This is a genomic window from Pseudomonas purpurea (assembly GCF_039908635.1).
Classification (GTDB): domain Bacteria; phylum Pseudomonadota; class Gammaproteobacteria; order Pseudomonadales; family Pseudomonadaceae; genus Aquipseudomonas; species Aquipseudomonas purpurea.
Genome location: NZ_CP150918.1, coordinates 4546834 through 4562073, shown reverse-complemented (window position 1 = coordinate 4562073; position 15240 = coordinate 4546834). Strand labels below are relative to the sequence as shown.

The window sequence follows — 15240 nt, the reverse complement described above, 5'->3', positions numbered from 1 at the left end:
AGTGAACACAGAATTTGTTCATGACGAAGATCCAGTGTGGGAGCGAGCTTGCTCGCGATGAACGATAACGCGGTCCCCAAAACGACCGTTCGGCACTCTTCATCAAACTGTCACGCAACTGTGGCAGCGCGCTTGAACAAACATCATCAGACTCGCGCTCTACTGGGGTTCTGCGTTTCGGTGTTTTTCATGCGGGTACGATTTTTTTCCACTGCACTGCTTCTGGCCGGGCTGTTGTTCGGCCTGCCGTCCTTGGCGGCTGCGCGTTGCGACGTCAATGTGCCGACCCAGCGGGTCGATCTTCCACAGGTGAGCCTGGCGTACCAGAGCATTGGTCGCGCCTCGGACCCGGCATTGCTGCTGGTGATGGGGTTGGGCGGGCAGTTGATTCACTGGCCGGATGAAGTGGTGGTGGCGCTCTGTCAGCAGGGTTTTCGGGTGATTCGCTATGACAACCGTGACGTCGGGTTATCCACTTGGCGGCAAGCCCCCGCGAGCGCCAACCTGACCTTCGAAGTGTTGCGCTACAAACTGGGCTTGCCGGTGGCGGCGCCTTATACGCTGACCGACATGGCCGACGATGCACTGGGTTTGATGGACGCCCTGCACGTGGAACAATTCCATGTGCTGGGCGCGAGCATGGGCGGGATGATCGCCCAGCATATGGCGGCCATGGCGCCGCAGCGGGTGGAAAGCCTGACGCTGATCATGACCAGTTCCGGTGCCGAAGGGCTGCCGGCGCCGAACGCGGCGTTGGTGCAGTTGCTGTCGCGGCGCAGTGCGCCAAGCCGCGAGGTGGCGCTGGAACAGCAGGCCGACTTGTTGGCGGCGCTGGGCAGCCCGCAGGTGAGGGATGATCGCCAGGCGTTGTTGCATCAGGCGGCGGTCTCCTATGACCGGGCGTTCAACCCCGAAGGCGTGAAACGCCAGATCATGGCAATCCTCGCCGAACCGAGCCGGGTGACGCTGCTGAACCAACTGCGGGTGCCGACCCTGGTGGTGCACGGCACCGCCGATCCGCTGCTGCCGGTGATGCACGGCATTCACCTGGCAGCGCATATTCAGGGCAGCCAGTTGAAGCTGATTCCGGGGTTGGCCCACCGTTTTCAGGAAGCCTTCAAGGCGCCGTTGCTGGCGGCGGTGTTGCCGTACCTGAAAACCCATCGAGAAGACACCTCGCATTGGGCGCAGATCGATCCGGTGGCGGCACCGAACCTGTTGTAACGTTCAACAGGCCGAAGGTGCGCCTTTGTGGCGAGGGAGCTTGCTCCCGTTCGACTGCGTGGCAGTCGCAGATTGTTTCTATCTGAAAGTACGCGGCGACGGGTTTAGGGCCGCTGCGCAGCCCAGCGGGAGCAAGCTCCCTCGCCACAGGGGGCGCGTCGAGCGTTTCAGCGCACGATTTTGTCCACATGGATCCCGAGCTTCTTCAGCCGATACCAGAAACTACGCTCGGAGATGCCGATCAATTGTGCGGCAGCGGCTTGTACGCCATTGCTTTGCTGGAGCGCGGCAAGGATGTAGGCCTTCTCGACTTCCATCAGTGCGGCATCCAGGTCAGCGGGTACGCTGCTGCCGTCGCTGAGGATCGCACTGGCGCTGCCGTCGTTGGGCCGTGAGGCGAACAGATAGGCCGGCAGGTCGTCTTCTTCGATCACGCTGCCCGAGGCGACGATGGTGGCGCGCTCGACGCAATTTTGCAGTTCGCGGATGTTCCCCGGCCATGAATAGTTGGCCATGGCCTGCAAGGCTTCCGGGCTGAAACCATTGATGCGTTTACCGGCTTCGGCACCCAGGGTGTGGGCGAAGTGGCGGGCCAGCGGCGCGATGTCTTCGGCTCGCTCGCGCAAGGCCGGCAGCGGAATCGGAAACACGTTGAGGCGGTAATACAGGTCCTCGCGAAACTCCTTGTTGGCCACCGCTTCCAGCAGGTTCTTGTTGGTGGCCGCGATGACCCGCACATCGACCTTGCGCTCGCGCGGGTCGCCCACCGGCTCGATCACCCGTTCCTGCAAGGCCCGCAGGATTTTTGCCTGCAAGGCCAGCGGCATGTCGCCGACTTCGTCGAGGAACAGCGTGCCCTTGTCGGCCTGCATGAAGCGCCCCACGCGGTCAGCCACGGCGCCGGTGAACGCGCCTTTGCGATGACCGAACATTTCGCTTTCCAGCAGGCCTTCCGGGATGGCCGCGCAGTTCACCGCGACAAACGGTTTGTCGGCGCGGTTGCCGTGTTTGTGGATGGCCCGGGCGACCATTTCCTTGCCGGTGCCGCTTTCGCCGGTGAGCAGGATGGTGGCGTTGCTTTCACGCACCGAGTCCACCGCTTGCAGGACCCGGCGGAAGGTCGGGCTGTCGCCCACCAGGCTGTCGATCTGCTGATGCTCGTCGAGTTCGGCGCGCATGCGCTGGTTGTCTTTGAGGATGTCGCGAAATTGCAGGGCCTTGCTGACCGTGATGTCCAGCTCGTCGATGTCGAACGGCTTGGCGATGTAGTCAAAAGCGCCGTTGCGCATCGACTGCACGGCGTTTTTCACCGTGCTGTAGGCGGTCATGACGATCACCGGCAGTTGCGGGTAACGCACCTTGATTTCCGCCAGCAGCTGCGGCCCGTCCATGCCGGGCATGCGCCAATCGCTGATGACCAGGTCGATGTCTTCCTGCTCCAGCACTTTGAGCGCATGCAGGCCGTTGCCGGCGGTAAACACCTGGATGTCGTTCTGGCCCAGGGCAGAGGCCAGCAGGTCGCAGAGCTTGGGCTCGTCGTCCACCACCAGAAGGTTATGCGTCATCGCCGTCCTCGCCATCGTCTTCACCGTTGGCGGGAATGTACAGGCTGAACGTGGCGCCGGCATCTTTTTCACTGACGCATTCGACCCGTCCGTCATGGTTTTCCATGATCGAGAAAACTTTCGCCAGGCCCAGGCCCGTACCGGAAGCCTTGGTGGTGACAAACGGGGTAAAGATGCGTTCGAGCATGTCCGATTCGATGCCCTGGCCGGTGTCGGACACGCTGATGACGGTGTATTCGTCGTCGCTGCTGATGCCCAGGGTCAGGCGTCCGCCGTCGGGCATGGCGTCGATGGCGTTGAGCACCAGGTTCAGGCACGCCTGCTTGAGCTGGCGGGCGTCGGCGTGCAGGGTTGCGCCGGGCGCCTTGTCTTCGATCCGCGCATCAATGTTGTGGGTGGCCAGTTCCGGTGCGCAAAAGCCCATCAGTTCATCCACCAGCGGCCGTGCCAGCACGGTGGCGCGCATCGGGGCGCTGGGTTTGGCGAAGTCGAGGAAATCGGTGATCAGGTCGTTGATCCGGCTGACTTCGCTGACCACGTATTCCAGGTGCCGTTTATCGGTCTCCGGCAGGTCGGCGCGGCGGTGCAGCAGTTGGGTCGCGGTTTTGATGATGCCCAGCGGGTTGCGGATTTCATGGGCCAGGCCCATCGCGACTTCACCGAGGGCATGCAAACGGTCGCGACGGCGCAGTTGGGATTCCAGGTGCTGCAACTCGCCCAGACGTTGGCTCATGTGGTTGAAGGTGCTGCTGAGTTCGGCCAGTTCATCGCCACCGATAACCGGCACCCGTTGGCGGTAATCCCCTGTAATCACTGCTTGTACGCCTTTGGACAGCCCGCGCAGGGGCCGCGTCAGGCGTTGGGACACCAGCCAGCCGACGCACAGTGAAGCGGCGGAACTGAGCAGGAAAATAAACACGAACAGGCTGCTTTGGTTGACCAGCCCGACAAGGCTGGTGTGGCGCAGCAGGCCGCTGAAAATCACGCCCTGGAGTTCACCGTTATCGTTGAGGATCGGTCGATAAATGCCGCTGTAGCGGTTGGTGAATTGCTCGATGGGTTCCTTGGTGCTGCGCAGGATTTCTTCGATTTTGTGCGGCACCAGTTGCGGGTGATCCTCGAAGCGCTGGGTGGAGAAAATCTCCGAGAAGTCATCGGCCTTGGCCAGGTACAAGCGCAAGTCCAGGGAGTGCACTTCGGCCACGCTGGTGAGGAAGCTGCTGTCCAGGTAAGTGGCGATCACCAGTTGATAGTCGACACCGTCCTGGGTTGTCTCAAAGGTCGAGACCACCGTGCCGGTGGCGACGCCGCCGACTTGCAGCGTCTGCAATACGGCTTTGGGCGCGGTGTTGATTTGCCGCACGATGTCATTGGCGGCCGTGCTGAACACCACTTTGCGGTCGCTGATGCGCACCAGTGCCACCACATCGATGCCCATCGAATCGGCGATGTCGGCGGTCAGCTTGTCGTGCTTGGTCGAGGAGTGGTCGGTGGGCGGGCGGGTATAGCGCAGGAACAACTGCGCCACTCGGGCGTTGTCGCGCAGGATTTCGGTGATTTCGTCTTCGACGATTTTGGTCGACTCCTGCAACCAGATCCGCACGTTGCTATCGAAAATCTGCGACAGGGTCGTGGCCGCGAGTTCGGCGGCGATCATGGTCGGGATCACGCTGACCAGCCAGAACGCCAGAACCAGCTTGCGTTGCAGGCTCCAGCGGGAGATGGCGAAGGGGCGGGCTTTACGGCGGCGGTCTCTGATCATCGGGTTTCGCTTATCGCAGCAGCCATGGCAGGGTCGGATCGATCCGGTCGGATAAACAGTTTGACGACTTTCAACAGGGCGTTGAGCAGTCGGTTGCGGTGGTGAAAGAACAGTGTATTGCCTTCAAACGAGCAACCGAGCCGCAGCTTACTGGCATACCCGGCCTGGCCGCACTCGTACAACGGGATCTTATGCTCAATACAGTAGTCGACATTGGCCAGCCAGCTTCTGAAGTACAGGTTGTACTCGCGGGTCTGGTCCAGGTCGTGGGCGAAAAATTTGTCCACCAGCCGCTGCTCGTCGAGCAGCACCAGGTTGAACGCCACCAGTTGCTCGTCGACCCAATACAGCACGCACGCGGCGCGGTCGTCGAGGTGTTCGAGGATGTTGGTGAAGTACGCGGGTGACAGGCGTTCGAACTCCAGATCGCTGCGCGCCAGCGTGGCTTCGTACAGGCGCATCATGGTCGGCAGGACGTCATCCACCGAACGTCGCCATTCGATGCGCGGACCCTTGGCCCGGAGTTTGCGGCGCAGGTCCTTGCGGGTTGATTTGCCCAGAGAGCCCAGGTACGCGTCCAGAGAGCCGAACGCGATGGGCAGCACGGCGCTCGGCAGCCCGGGCATGTCCTGCAACCCGGCCTCACGGCAGACGTCCAGCCATTGTGGGTCGTTGCTGGGTGCATCCTTGACCGCCAGCAAGCCGATGCCCGCCTGGTTGGCGTCACTGCGGGCGAGCGTCAGCAACTGGCGCAGCAACGCCGGGCGCTGCGCCTCGGTCACGGAGCGAGCCGTGCCCACGTGGCACTGCTCGGCAACCGGTGAGCCGAGGGCATACAGGTGGATATCCAGCAGGCCCGGCAACCAGCGGCGCAACCGTTCGGTGACCCGCTTGGCCAACCCCTGAACCGTGGTGTCGAGCGAGTACACGGTGGTGAACGCCACCGCGGCCGCGATCACGCGACCGTCCTCTTCCAGCGTCAGGTAACGCCACTGGAAATCGGCGATCCCTGCCTTTTCAACGGCCCGATAGTAGTCCCAGTCCTCGAGCTCTGCGGGGAAGCAGTCATTCCAGGCGCAGCGTTCGATGGCCTCGATGGTTGAAAAGGCTTGGGCGGTGATCACGTCGGTTCCTTAGGCTACGCCAGCTGTCGATACGCTTCGCGCACGGGCGGGGTCACCGTCCGCTGGGCGATGAAGTCCGCGCTCAACTCCACGACGCGGCGGTACTGCAGGTCGACCGTGATCATGTGGTAGCAGTTATCCAGCAGAATCTTGGTCACGGGGCCGCCGAGTTTGCGTTCCACGTAATCGGCGTTCCAGCGGCTGGTGATGTCGTCCTCGCGTGAGTGCAGCACCAGCGCGGGGACGTTGATCGAAGGCATGCGTTTCTTGACCACAGCGTTCATCCGGTGCAGTTCGCGCACGGTGACGCCTTCCATGGTCAACAGCCCGGCATTGCTGCTTTCACCTGCCTTCATCTGGCGCTCGACGATGGCCCGCAGGCGCTCGTTCTTGATGCCATAGGGCGGCTTTTCTTCGAAACGGCAAATGTGCACGCCGAACGGGATTTTCATCAGCAAAGGCGTCAGGAACGCCAGTTTGTGAATGCTCCAGCCGTCGTAGCGCAAGGTAGTGGAATACATCAGCAGGCCGCTGATCTGTCCCGGGTGCTCGGAGGCCAGGTACATGGACATGACCGCGCCCATGGACAGGCCGCCGACGAACACCTGTTCGTGTTTACGGCGAATGCCGGCGAACGTCTTGCGCACGCCTTCGTACCAGTCGCGCCAGCCCGTGGCTTGCAGGTCGGCGTTGTCACCGCAGTGCCCGGCCAGGGTGGGCACGTACACCGTGCACCCTGCCTTGGCCAGGCCGATGGCCACCCGACGCAACTCCGTCGGGGTGCCGGTCAGGCCGTGGATCAACAACACCGCGACCTCACCACTGCCGAGAACGAAACCGGCGCTACCTTCGCCCATATCGATCTCTGGCTCGATCATCGCTTCATCGCTCGAGCCAGCAGACGGTCGAGCAGGGCGATGCCCAGGTCGATTTCCGGGTAGCTGATTTCCAGCGACGGCGCGAGGGTGATCACGTTCTTGTAGTAACCGCCCACATCGAGAATCAGGCCCAGGCGCTTGCCGTCGATTTCGATGTCGCCCTTCATGCCTTCTTCAACCATGAAGTCCAGGGTGGCCTTGTCCGGCGTGAAACCGTCCGGGCCGCAGATTTCGCAGCGCAGCGCCAGGCCCAGGCCGTCGACATCGCCGATGATCGGGTAGCGTTTTTGCAGGTCCTTGAGGCCTTCCAGGAAGTATTTGCCCTTGGCCATGACCATCGCGCCGTAATCGACTTCGCTGGTCATCTTGAACATTTCCAGGCCGACAGCCGTGCCCAGCGGGTTGGAGGCGAAGGTGGAGTGAGTCGAGCCTGGCGGGAAGATTTTCGGGTTGATCAGTTCTTCTTTCGCCCAAATACCGCCCAGTGGGTTGAGGCCGTTGGTCAGCGCCTTACCGAAAACGATCACGTCCGGTTTGACGTCGAAGTGCTCGATCGACCACAGCTTGCCGGTGCGCCAGAAGCCCATCTGGATTTCGTCGACGACCATCAGGATGCCGTGCTGGTCCAGCACGTGCTTGAGTTCGCTGTAGAAGTTCATCGGCGGGATCACGTAGCCGCCGGTGCCCTGGATCGGCTCGACGTAGAACGCCGCGTATTCGCTCTGGCCGACCTTCGGGTCCCAGACGCCGTTGTATTCGGTTTCAAACAGACGGGCGAATTGTTGTACGCAATGGCTGCCGTATTCTTCCTTGGTCATGCCTTTGGGGCCACGGAAGTGGTACGGGAACGGGATGAAGTTGGCGCGCTCACCGAAGTGACCGTAGCGGCGACGGTAGCGGTAGCTCGAGGTGATCGACGAGGCGCCGAGGGTGCGACCGTGGTAGCCGCCCTCGAAGGCAAACATCAGGCTCTTGCCGTTGGTGGCGTTACGCACGACTTTCAGCGAGTCCTCGATGGACTGCGAACCGCCGACGTTGAAGTGCACGCGACCGTCGAGGCCGAACTTCTTCTTGGCGTCGACCGCGATCATTTCAGACAGCTCGATCTTGCCTTTGTGCAGGTATTGGCTGGCGATCTGCGGCAGGGTGTCGATCTGCTGTTTCAGCGCATTGTTCAGGCGCGGGTTGGCGTAACCGAAGTTGACGGCCGAGTACCACATTTGCAGGTCGAGGTAAGCCTGGTCTTCGGTGTCCCAGACGTAGGAGCCTTCACAGCGGCTGAAAATACGCGGCGGATCGATGTAGTGAACGGTGTCGCCGTACGAGCAGTACTTGGCTTCTTTGTCCAGAAGGACCTGGTCTTCTGCGGTAGCGATTCGGATATCAGACATGGTGGAAGAGTTCCTGTTGGTCAGAAGGGTGTTCGCAGGGGTGATCAAGCGAGAAGGTGTTGGCGTTGGCGGCACTGCCGTTTGGCAGTTGGGCCAGCAACGCAGGCAGTTCGGCGAAGCTGTCGAAGCGGGCGTAGGCAATGCCGTTGCGCTCGCAATGCTCGGCCAGGCGGTCCTTGGCAAACACGAAGTCGGCGGTGGAGGCCACGCACATGTCGGACTGGCCGTCACCGATCACCAGCACGCGTTTGCTGCTGGGGGTGGACTTGCATTTGCAGTTGCCGGAAGCGGCGCGACAGGCGTCGCTGGAATACGGAAAGTCGATGCGCCAGCAGTTGTGGTCGACTTGCCGCAGGCGGTTGGCGAGGATCGGCAGCAAGCTCACGTAGTGGCGTGCCAGGATCCGGGCGATGCCTTGCTCGATGCCGTCGCTGACCACTTCCAGGGTGGCGCCGAGGCCGACCACGTGGTCGACGAAGTCGGGGAAATCCGGGTCGATTTCAACCGTGTCGAAAAAGCCGAGCAGCTCGGCAGGCGAGGCCTTGACCAACGAGAGCTGGCGACTGAGGCATTCACGCGAACCGATGTCACCGGCCAGCCACTGTTCCTCGATGGCTTCCCAGCTTGGGTCGGCGAAGCGTTGAAGGATGCTGTCGATCACGTCGGTGCGGGTGATGGTCCCGTCGAAATCACACACGATGTGCCAGTCATTCATCTGTAGTACCTGTTTATGGCGAGGCAGTGGGCAGGGCGCGCTGTTTGCGCTTGCAGTGGGGTAGAGCAGGGACTGTGCCAAGTCGTTTTGGCCCATGCCTGGCGGGCTTTCGGCGCGTAGGGGAGGATTCGAAGCTACAATTTTTGTAGGTCGCTACAAACAACATGAGTGCTTGCGCAGGGCGCCGGACCTGAGGATTGATGCGCGCATGTCACGATAAGGAATCGCACCATGTTCAGGTTTATCTCTGCTGTATTCGCCAGTCTGCTGTGCCTGTGCGGTGTTTGCGCCACGGCGTGGGCGGACGGCATCACCGGTGAAGCAGGGTTGGGAATCAGCTATCAACCCTACGACCCGACCGGCAGCCGCTACGAAACAGTCCCCGTGCCGTACTTCGATCTGGACTGGGGCGATGTCAGCCTCGGCACCGACGACGGCTTGACCTGGAGCGCCCTGAAAACCAATGGTTTGAGCGCCGGGCCATTCATCAATTACCTGCCGGGGCGCAGTGCCAACCGGTCGTTGTACGGCTTGCACGATGTGCCGGATATGGGCGAGGTCGGTGGTTTCATTCAGTACAGCCCGGCCGACTTCTGGCGGGTGTTTGCCCAGGTCGGCCAGGCCGTGGGCGGTAATGGCGGCCAGGGCGGCGTACTGGGTCGGGTCGGCGGGGAAATAGGCTATCCGCTGGGCGGCGGGGTGATCGGCAGCAGTAACCTGACGGCGCATTTTGCCGATGGGCGCCAGACCCAGACCTTCTTCGGTGTGACGGACAAGGAGTCCCGGGCCTCGGGCATTCGCGAGTACAACGCCAGCGGCGGCTTGCAGAACGTGGCCTTGACCCAGAGCTTTGAATTCCCGCTGACGCAACACTGGTCGCTGGTGACCAGCGCCAGCTGGATTCACCTGACCGGTTCGGCGGCGGACAGCAGCATCGTCAAGGAAAAGGGCAACGTGAACCAGGGCGAAGTGCAGGCGGCGATCAGCTACAAGTTTGATTGAGCGCAGCGCATTGATCGTTCCCCGAATGCAGTCAAGGAACGCCCTCCGCCGAACATGCCGGCGGGGTGGCATCGGATTGCGGCTGGCCCGTCCCTTGCATTTACTCCCGCAAGCCCGTTCGGCCGGCCTTCATGAGTGATGGAGCCGGTGTCTGAGGGGGTCTGACAAGGGTGAATCCAAACCTTGAATATTTTAGATCTCGACCACAGCCTGACAGCCCAGGCGCCCATCGCTCGATTGCTGGAAAGCGGCCAGGCGCGGCGTCTGGACCTGCTCGACCTGGGCCCGAAACTGCGCTTATGGTCCAGCGAGAAAAACTACCGGCGTTTTTCCGAGCGCCTGCGCCAACGGCCTCGCCACACGGGCCCGCAACCGGAAATCTTCTTTGTCGGCTCCGGTGACTACCACCACCTGACCCCGGCCTTTCTCGCCGATGTTGCAGAACCGGTCAGCCTGATCCACTTCGATAACCACCCCGACTGGGTGTGTTTTGCGCCCCGTCGTCATTGTGGTTCTTGGGTCAACCGGGCGCTGAAACTGCCGAACATCAAGCGTATCGTCACCCTCGGCCCGTGCAGCGACGACTTGCATAACCCGCAACTGCGCGGCGGTAACCTCGGTGCGCTGAAGCGTGGCGACCTGCAATTGTTTCCCTGGCAACACCCGCCGTCCCAGGTCTGGGGCCGAATCGGCGATGGCGCCGGGCACCGGCAACTCGAAAACCACCTGCACTGGCGCAACCTGGCCGACCTCGATTGGCCGGTGTTTCTGGCGCAGTTGATCGAGAGCCTGCCCACCGAAGCGGTGTGGATCACCCTCGACAAAGATGTGCTGGCCAGCGAAGACGCGGCCACCAATTGGGATCAGGGCGGCATGCGCCTGACTCACTTGTTGCAAGCGTTGCGCGCACTGGCGGCGGGCAAGCGGATCCTGGGCATCGACGTCTGTGGCGAGTTCGCCCAGCCGGCCTTCAGTAACGCCTTCAAGCGCTGGGAAGCCAAGTCCGACCAGCCGCCTCCCGAGCGCTGGAGCGCTGACGACCTGCTGCGCAATTCAACCACCAACCAAGCGCTGATCAGCCTGTTCGAGGAGTTGTTCCCGTGACCCTGACCGTGGTTTTACTGGTGGCGTTTTCGATTGTCCTCGACGTCATTGGCCAGCTCTGTTTCAAACTCGGCCTGGACCGTTTGCCCGAGCTTGAAGGCGGTTTTCGCTTGAACGCATTCTGGGGTCAGGTGTTCAATGCACCGCTGCTCTGGTGCGGGATCGGCGCCTATGTGATCGAATTTTTCGTCTGGCTTGAAGCCCTGTCCCGAGCGCCCTTGAGCCTGTTGTTTCCAGCCGCGGCGCTGGCGTATTGCGGGGTGGTGCTGGCCGGCAAAGTGGTGCTGGGGGAAACCGTCAGCCGCCGCCGCTGGCTCGGCACCCTGGTGATTACGGCGGGCGTCATGCTTGTGTGTGTGGCCCATGTCTGACGCTCAATCAATGATGGAAGGGAACAACACAATGGGGTGGTTGCACGGACGGCTGGGTACGGTCGTGCTCTGGGTGTTGCTGATCGCCTTTGAAAGTGGCGGCCAGATCGCCACCAAGGTCGGTGGCGATCAACTGGGGCAGATGGATTTCACCTGGCAATGGCTGCTGGCCGTGGCCGGCAATCCGGGGGTGTTGACGGCCATTGCCTGCTATATCGGGGCGTTCTTCGTCTGGATGCTGATCCTGCGACGCAGCAGTTTGTCGCTGGCGTTTCCCCTGAGCTCGCTGGTGTTTGTCGGGGTCTTGCTCGGTTCGTGGCTGGGCTTGGGCGAGCAGATCAGCTTGCTGCACTGGCTTGGCGTGGCGGTGATCGTGGGCGGGATTGCGTTGCTGGCCGAGGGGGAAGAGGCCTGAGCTTTTGCAGGTGCCGAGCGTGCTCCGGGCGGCACCTGCAGGATGGGGCGGTGGCCACGGCCGCCAGCAACGTCAGGCGTGCAGGCGCACCCAAACGCTGACCAACACCGTCGCCGCCATCAACCACGCCACCGCCGCCACCGCCAGCGATGCCTCCAGTCGCATCCGGTCGACCATCACGTACAAGGTCGCCAGGTACACGAAGTACGGAATGATCGACCACATGCCAAACACGATGGTGGTCTTCAGGTCATCCAGCGAGCGGCCCTTGCCGACGATGTAGTGGGCAATCAGCGCAAAGGTCGGAAACAGCGGCACCAGCCCTGCGATGTAATAGTTCCTGGTCTTGGCCAGTGCGGCGAGGATCACCACCACCGCGGCACCGAGTGCAGCCTTCAACAGTAAATCCACGGGCATTCTCGCGGCGGGTTAGTGGCTCAGGCCGTACTTCTTGACCTTGTCGAACAGCGTGGTCTTGGCCATGCCCAGTTCCAGGCTGGCCTGGGTCAGGTTGCCGCCGCTGCGTTGCAGGGCGTCGTTGAGCAGGTTGCGCTCAAACGCTTCCACCGCTTCGGCAAACGCCAGCCCTTGAGTGCTGCCACCGGTACCGGATTTCTTGAAGGCTGGCAAACCGAGGGCGAAGCGTTCGGCGACGTTGCGCAGTTCGCGCACGTTGCCCGGCCAGTCGTGGCTCATCAGGTTCGACAAGGTCTGGTTGTCCAGTTCGGGCAACGTGCGGTCAAAGCGCAAGGACGACTGCTGCAAGAAGTGTTCGAACAATTGCAGGATGTCTTCGCGACGCTCACGCAGGGGCGGCAGTTCCAGGGTCACCACGTTGAGGCGGTAATACAGGTCGCTGCGGAACTGGCTGGCGCGGCTCAATTCGTCGAGGTCGGACTTGGTGGCGGCGATCACTCGGCAATCGACGGCAACGCTCTGGTTCGAGCCAAGACGCTCCAGGGTGCGTTCCTGCAAGACCCGCAACAATTTGATCTGCAAGGGCAGCGGCATGCTTTCCACTTCATCGAGGAACAGCGTGCCGTCATGGGCGTGTTCGATCTTGCCGATGCGCCGTTTGCCGGCACCGGTGAAGGCGTTGGCTTCGTGGCCGAAGATTTCGCTTTCGAACAGGTTTTCCGGCAAGCCGCCGCAGTTCAGGGCCACGAATTGTTGGGAGTGGCGGCGACTGAAGTCGTGCAGGCAACGGGCAACCAGTTCTTTGCCGGTGCCGGTTTCACCTTCGATCAGCACGTTGGCCGAGGTGTCGGCCACGTTGGCGATCAACTCGCGCAAATGCTGCATGGCCGGTGAACGGCCAATGATCCGGCCTTCGAGGGAATCGCGTTCGGCCAGTTGCCGACGCAGCGACGTCACCTCGCGGGCCAGTCGGCGCTGCTCCAGCGCGCGGCGTGCGACGTCCACCAGACGTTCGGGGGAGAAGGGTTTCTCCATGAAGTCGTAGGCGCCTTTTTGCATCGCGCCAACGGCCATGGAGATATCGCCGTGGCCGGTAATCAGCACCACGGGCAGGCTGCGGTCGCGGGCCTTGAGGCGGGTCAGCAGTTCCAGGCCATCAATGCCGGGCAGGCGAATGTCGCTGACGACGATCCCGGCGAAGTTCTCGCCGACGCGCTCCAGCGCTTCTTCGGCGCTGCCCACGCCAATGCACGGAATGTCTTCCAGGGTCAGGGCTTGCTGGCAGCCGAGCAGGACATGGGGGTCGTCTTCGACGATCAGCACACTAAGGTCGTTGTTCATATTGGCTCGGCGGGAAGGGGGCTTACCAACGGTAAACTGAGGACGAAAGCGGTACCACCGCTGGCCGGGTGCTCGACGCCCAAATGGCCGCCAGTGGCGGCGGCCAGGCTTGCCGAGAGGGTCAGGCCGAGGCCCAGGCCCTGTTCGCCAGGTTTGGTGGTGAAGAAAGGTTCGAACAAATGTTTGCGCGTCTCGAGGTCAATGCCGTGGCCATTGTCGCGCACGCGCAGGCGATATTTGCCCTCGACAGCGTCGCCCTCCAGCCATAGCACCGGCAGTGGCTGCGCTTGCATGGCGTCGAGCGCGTTGCCGATCAGGTTGACCAGAATCTGCTCCAGACGGGTCTGGTCGATCTGCACCTGAACATCGGAAAAGTGCCGATGCACCTGCAAGTGCGCGGACTCCACGCGACTGCCCAGCAGTTGCAACGCTGCGTCTACGGCTTTGCCCAGGCTGGCCTGACCCTGATCGTCACCGCGCCGGGCGAAGGAGCGCAGGCTGGCGGTGATCCGGCCCATGCGGTCGATCAGTTCGTTGATGGTCTTGAGGTTGGTACTGGCGACATCGAGCTGACCACGTTCGAGGAACCGAACCGTGTTGCCCGACAGCGTGCGCAGGGCCGCCAGCGGTTGATTCAATTCATGGGCGATGCTGGTGGACATCTGCCCGATGGCGGCGAGTTTGCCGGCCTGCACCAGTTCATCCTGGGCGCGGCGCAAGGTTTCTTCGGCCTGGCGCCGCTCGCGGATCTGGCTCTTGAGGCGCTCGTTGCTGGCGCGCAGGTCGCCGGTGCGCTCGGTGATCCTGCGCTCCAGTTGGTTGTTGGCCTCTTGCAGCGCTTCACGGGCGGCGAGGCGGGTGGCGATGACTTTGCGTCGCTCGTTCCAGGCAATCAACAAAAACGCCACCAGGGCAAACGCCACCGCCACCAGGATTCCCTGATTGATTGCCTCGCGCCGCAAATCCTGCAACGGCGTGAGCAGGGTGAAGTTCCACGGTGTGTCGCTCAAGGGCCGGGTCTGTGACAGGTAGCTGACTTCTTCTTCGTCGGACACCAGTTCGGTGTTGGCCGGGAAGGTCAGTTTCTCCACGCCTTCGGCCAGCCGCTCGCGAGCCAGCGGCTCGAGTTCGTTGAGCGGGAACCAATAGTATTGAAGGCTGCGGGCCAGGCGTTCCTTGGTCTCGTCGCTCAGGGGCATGACCGATTTGAGTCGTCGCGCCGGGTCGCTGGAAAGGATGATGATGCCGTTTTCGTCGCTGACGAAGGCTTCCAGTCGGGCACGTTGCCAGCGTTCTTCGAGGGCTTCGAGGCGGACCTTGACCACCGCGACGCCGATGATCTTGCCTTGCTCTTCCAGGCCGTGGGCCAGGTAGTAGCCGGGTTCGCCGTTGGTGCTGCCAATGCCGTAGAAACGTCCGGGCTGGCCGCGTATGGCGTTCTGGAAATAAGCGCGAAAGGACAGGTCTTCACCGAGGTAGCTGTCGACATCGCGCCAGTTACTGGTGGCCAGCACGCGGCCAGTGGTGTCCATCACGTAGATAGCCCGACTGCGGCTGCGCCGGTTCAGGCCTTCAAGGTAATCATTGACCGCTTGCCGGTGTTCCGGCGACGGGTCGTCCAGCAATTGCGAAACACTTGATTCGAGTTCCAGCAGGCTGGGCAGGTAGGTGTATTTGCTGATCTCGCTTTCGACCGTGCGGGCGTGCAGTTCCAGCTGACGCTGTCCGTTCTCGCTCAGGCTGCGGATGCCGTAGTGTTCGCTGGTCCAGAAACCGACGTAACCGAGACCGACCATCAGCAAGATGACCAGTGGCGGCAGAAACAGATGGCGAATCAGACGGGGTTTCACGGCGAGTGATGGCGGTGCGGCGCGATAGAGAGTGGGGTCGCATTTCATCACAGATGCCTTGGGTCAACCAGCGTGGCAGCG

General features: G+C 62.1%; 14 protein-coding genes. 5 read left to right on the top strand and 9 right to left on the bottom strand.

Translation table 11 applies throughout. The features are described from left to right. The first annotated feature begins 189 nt into the window (after positions 1 to 189). The gene (locus AABM54_RS20400) at positions 190 to 1224 is read left to right on the top strand and encodes an alpha/beta hydrolase (protein ID WP_347901782.1); all 1035 of its coding nucleotides are present in this window, start codon (positions 190 to 192) and stop codon (positions 1222 to 1224) included. A gap of 167 nt (positions 1225 to 1391) precedes the next feature. Here AABM54_RS20400 and AABM54_RS20395 read toward each other — a convergent pair whose 3' ends face one another. The 6 genes from AABM54_RS20395 to AABM54_RS20370 are packed head-to-tail and all read right to left on the bottom strand — an operon-like array spanning position 1392 to position 8659. Continuing rightward, positions 1392 to 2789, bottom strand: coding sequence for a sigma-54 dependent transcriptional regulator (locus AABM54_RS20395; RefSeq protein ID WP_347901781.1), 1398 nt, complete (start codon positions 2787 to 2789; stop codon positions 1392 to 1394). Continuing rightward, positions 2779 to 4551 carry an ATP-binding protein gene (locus AABM54_RS20390; protein ID WP_347901780.1) on the bottom strand — a complete coding sequence of 591 codons (1773 nt, stop codon included), beginning with the start codon at positions 4549 to 4551 and terminating at the stop codon, positions 2779 to 2781. Before AABM54_RS20390 ends, AABM54_RS20395 begins: the two co-directional genes overlap by 11 nt. Continuing rightward, positions 4548 to 5675: a GNAT family N-acetyltransferase gene (locus AABM54_RS20385; RefSeq protein ID WP_347901779.1), complete on the bottom strand. Its 1128-nt coding sequence runs from the start codon at positions 5673 to 5675 to the stop codon at positions 4548 to 4550. Before AABM54_RS20385 ends, AABM54_RS20390 begins: the two co-directional genes overlap by 4 nt. Before the next feature lie 14 nt (positions 5676 to 5689). Beyond that, positions 5690 to 6553: an alpha/beta fold hydrolase gene (locus tag AABM54_RS20380; RefSeq protein ID WP_347901778.1), complete on the bottom strand. Its 864-nt coding sequence runs from the start codon at positions 6551 to 6553 to the stop codon at positions 5690 to 5692. After that, positions 6550 to 7944, bottom strand: coding sequence for an aminotransferase class III-fold pyridoxal phosphate-dependent enzyme (locus tag AABM54_RS20375; protein ID WP_347901777.1), 1395 nt, complete (start codon positions 7942 to 7944; stop codon positions 6550 to 6552). Before AABM54_RS20375 ends, AABM54_RS20380 begins: the two co-directional genes overlap by 4 nt. Next, on the bottom strand, positions 7937 to 8659 hold the full coding sequence (locus tag AABM54_RS20370; RefSeq protein WP_347901776.1) for an MtnX-like HAD-IB family phosphatase: 723 nt from the start codon (positions 8657 to 8659) through the stop codon (positions 7937 to 7939). Before AABM54_RS20370 ends, AABM54_RS20375 begins: the two co-directional genes overlap by 8 nt. A 231-nt stretch (positions 8660 to 8890) precedes the next feature. Here AABM54_RS20370 and AABM54_RS20365 point away from each other — a divergent pair, with 231 nt between their 5' ends. The 4 genes from AABM54_RS20365 (at position 8891) to AABM54_RS20350 (ending at position 11551) form a co-directional block, all read left to right on the top strand. Further along, positions 8891 to 9661 carry a MipA/OmpV family protein gene (locus tag AABM54_RS20365; protein WP_347901775.1) on the top strand — a complete coding sequence of 257 codons (771 nt, stop codon included), beginning with the start codon at positions 8891 to 8893 and terminating at the stop codon, positions 9659 to 9661. A 183-nt stretch (positions 9662 to 9844) separates the two neighbouring features. Then, a complete protein-coding gene (locus AABM54_RS20360) occupies positions 9845 to 10765 on the top strand; it encodes an arginase (protein WP_347901774.1) in 921 nt (306 codons plus the stop codon). After that, positions 10762 to 11136: an EamA family transporter gene (locus AABM54_RS20355; protein WP_347901773.1), complete on the top strand. Its 375-nt coding sequence runs from the start codon at positions 10762 to 10764 to the stop codon at positions 11134 to 11136. The genes AABM54_RS20360 and AABM54_RS20355 overlap by 4 nt, the downstream gene beginning before the upstream one ends. Positions 11137 to 11149: 13 nt before the next feature. After that, a complete protein-coding gene (locus tag AABM54_RS20350) occupies positions 11150 to 11551 on the top strand; it encodes a transporter (RefSeq protein ID WP_347906266.1) in 402 nt (133 codons plus the stop codon). Positions 11552 to 11623: 72 nt separating this feature from the next. On the opposite strand, the gene AABM54_RS20345 is transcribed toward AABM54_RS20350, so the two are convergent. Genes AABM54_RS20345 through AABM54_RS20335 form a run of 3 tightly spaced genes read right to left on the bottom strand, consistent with a single transcriptional unit; the run spans position 11624 to position 15207 of the window. Continuing rightward, a complete protein-coding gene (locus tag AABM54_RS20345) occupies positions 11624 to 11953 on the bottom strand; it encodes a GlpM family protein (RefSeq protein WP_347906265.1) in 330 nt (109 codons plus the stop codon). 27 nt (positions 11954 to 11980) lie between these two features. After that, complete coding sequence (locus tag AABM54_RS20340; protein WP_347901772.1) at positions 11981 to 13309, bottom strand: sigma-54 dependent transcriptional regulator; 1329 nt, start codon at positions 13307 to 13309, stop codon at positions 11981 to 11983. After that, positions 13306 to 15207 (bottom strand): sensor histidine kinase, encoded by a 1902-nt coding sequence (locus AABM54_RS20335; RefSeq protein WP_347901771.1) that lies wholly within the window; start codon positions 15205 to 15207, stop codon positions 13306 to 13308. Before AABM54_RS20335 ends, AABM54_RS20340 begins: the two co-directional genes overlap by 4 nt. Positions 15208 to 15240 lie beyond the last annotated feature (33 nt).

Bases quoted from the DNA above. Each gene is read 5' to 3' on its own strand.
- AABM54_RS20400 (WP_347901782.1), top strand. From the start codon at position 190: ATGCGGGTACGATTTTTTTCCACTGCACTGCTTCTGGCCGGGCTGTTG.
- AABM54_RS20395 (WP_347901781.1), bottom strand. From the start codon at position 2,789: ATGACGCATAACCTTCTGGTGGTGGACGACGAGCCCAAGCTCTGCGAC.
- AABM54_RS20390 (WP_347901780.1), bottom strand. From the start codon at position 4,551: ATGATCAGAGACCGCCGCCGTAAAGCCCGCCCCTTCGCCATCTCCCGC.
- AABM54_RS20380 (WP_347901778.1), bottom strand. From the start codon at position 6,553: ATGATCGAGCCAGAGATCGATATGGGCGAAGGTAGCGCCGGTTTCGTT.
- AABM54_RS20375 (WP_347901777.1), bottom strand. From the start codon at position 7,944: ATGTCTGATATCCGAATCGCTACCGCAGAAGACCAGGTCCTTCTGGAC.
- AABM54_RS20370 (WP_347901776.1), bottom strand. From the start codon at position 8,659: ATGAATGACTGGCACATCGTGTGTGATTTCGACGGGACCATCACCCGC.
- AABM54_RS20365 (WP_347901775.1), top strand. From the start codon at position 8,891: ATGTTCAGGTTTATCTCTGCTGTATTCGCCAGTCTGCTGTGCCTGTGC.
- AABM54_RS20350 (WP_347906266.1), top strand. From the start codon at position 11,150: ATGGAAGGGAACAACACAATGGGGTGGTTGCACGGACGGCTGGGTACG.
- AABM54_RS20340 (WP_347901772.1), bottom strand. From the start codon at position 13,309: ATGAACAACGACCTTAGTGTGCTGATCGTCGAAGACGACCCCCATGTC.
- AABM54_RS20335 (WP_347901771.1), bottom strand. From the start codon at position 15,207: ATGAAATGCGACCCCACTCTCTATCGCGCCGCACCGCCATCACTCGCC.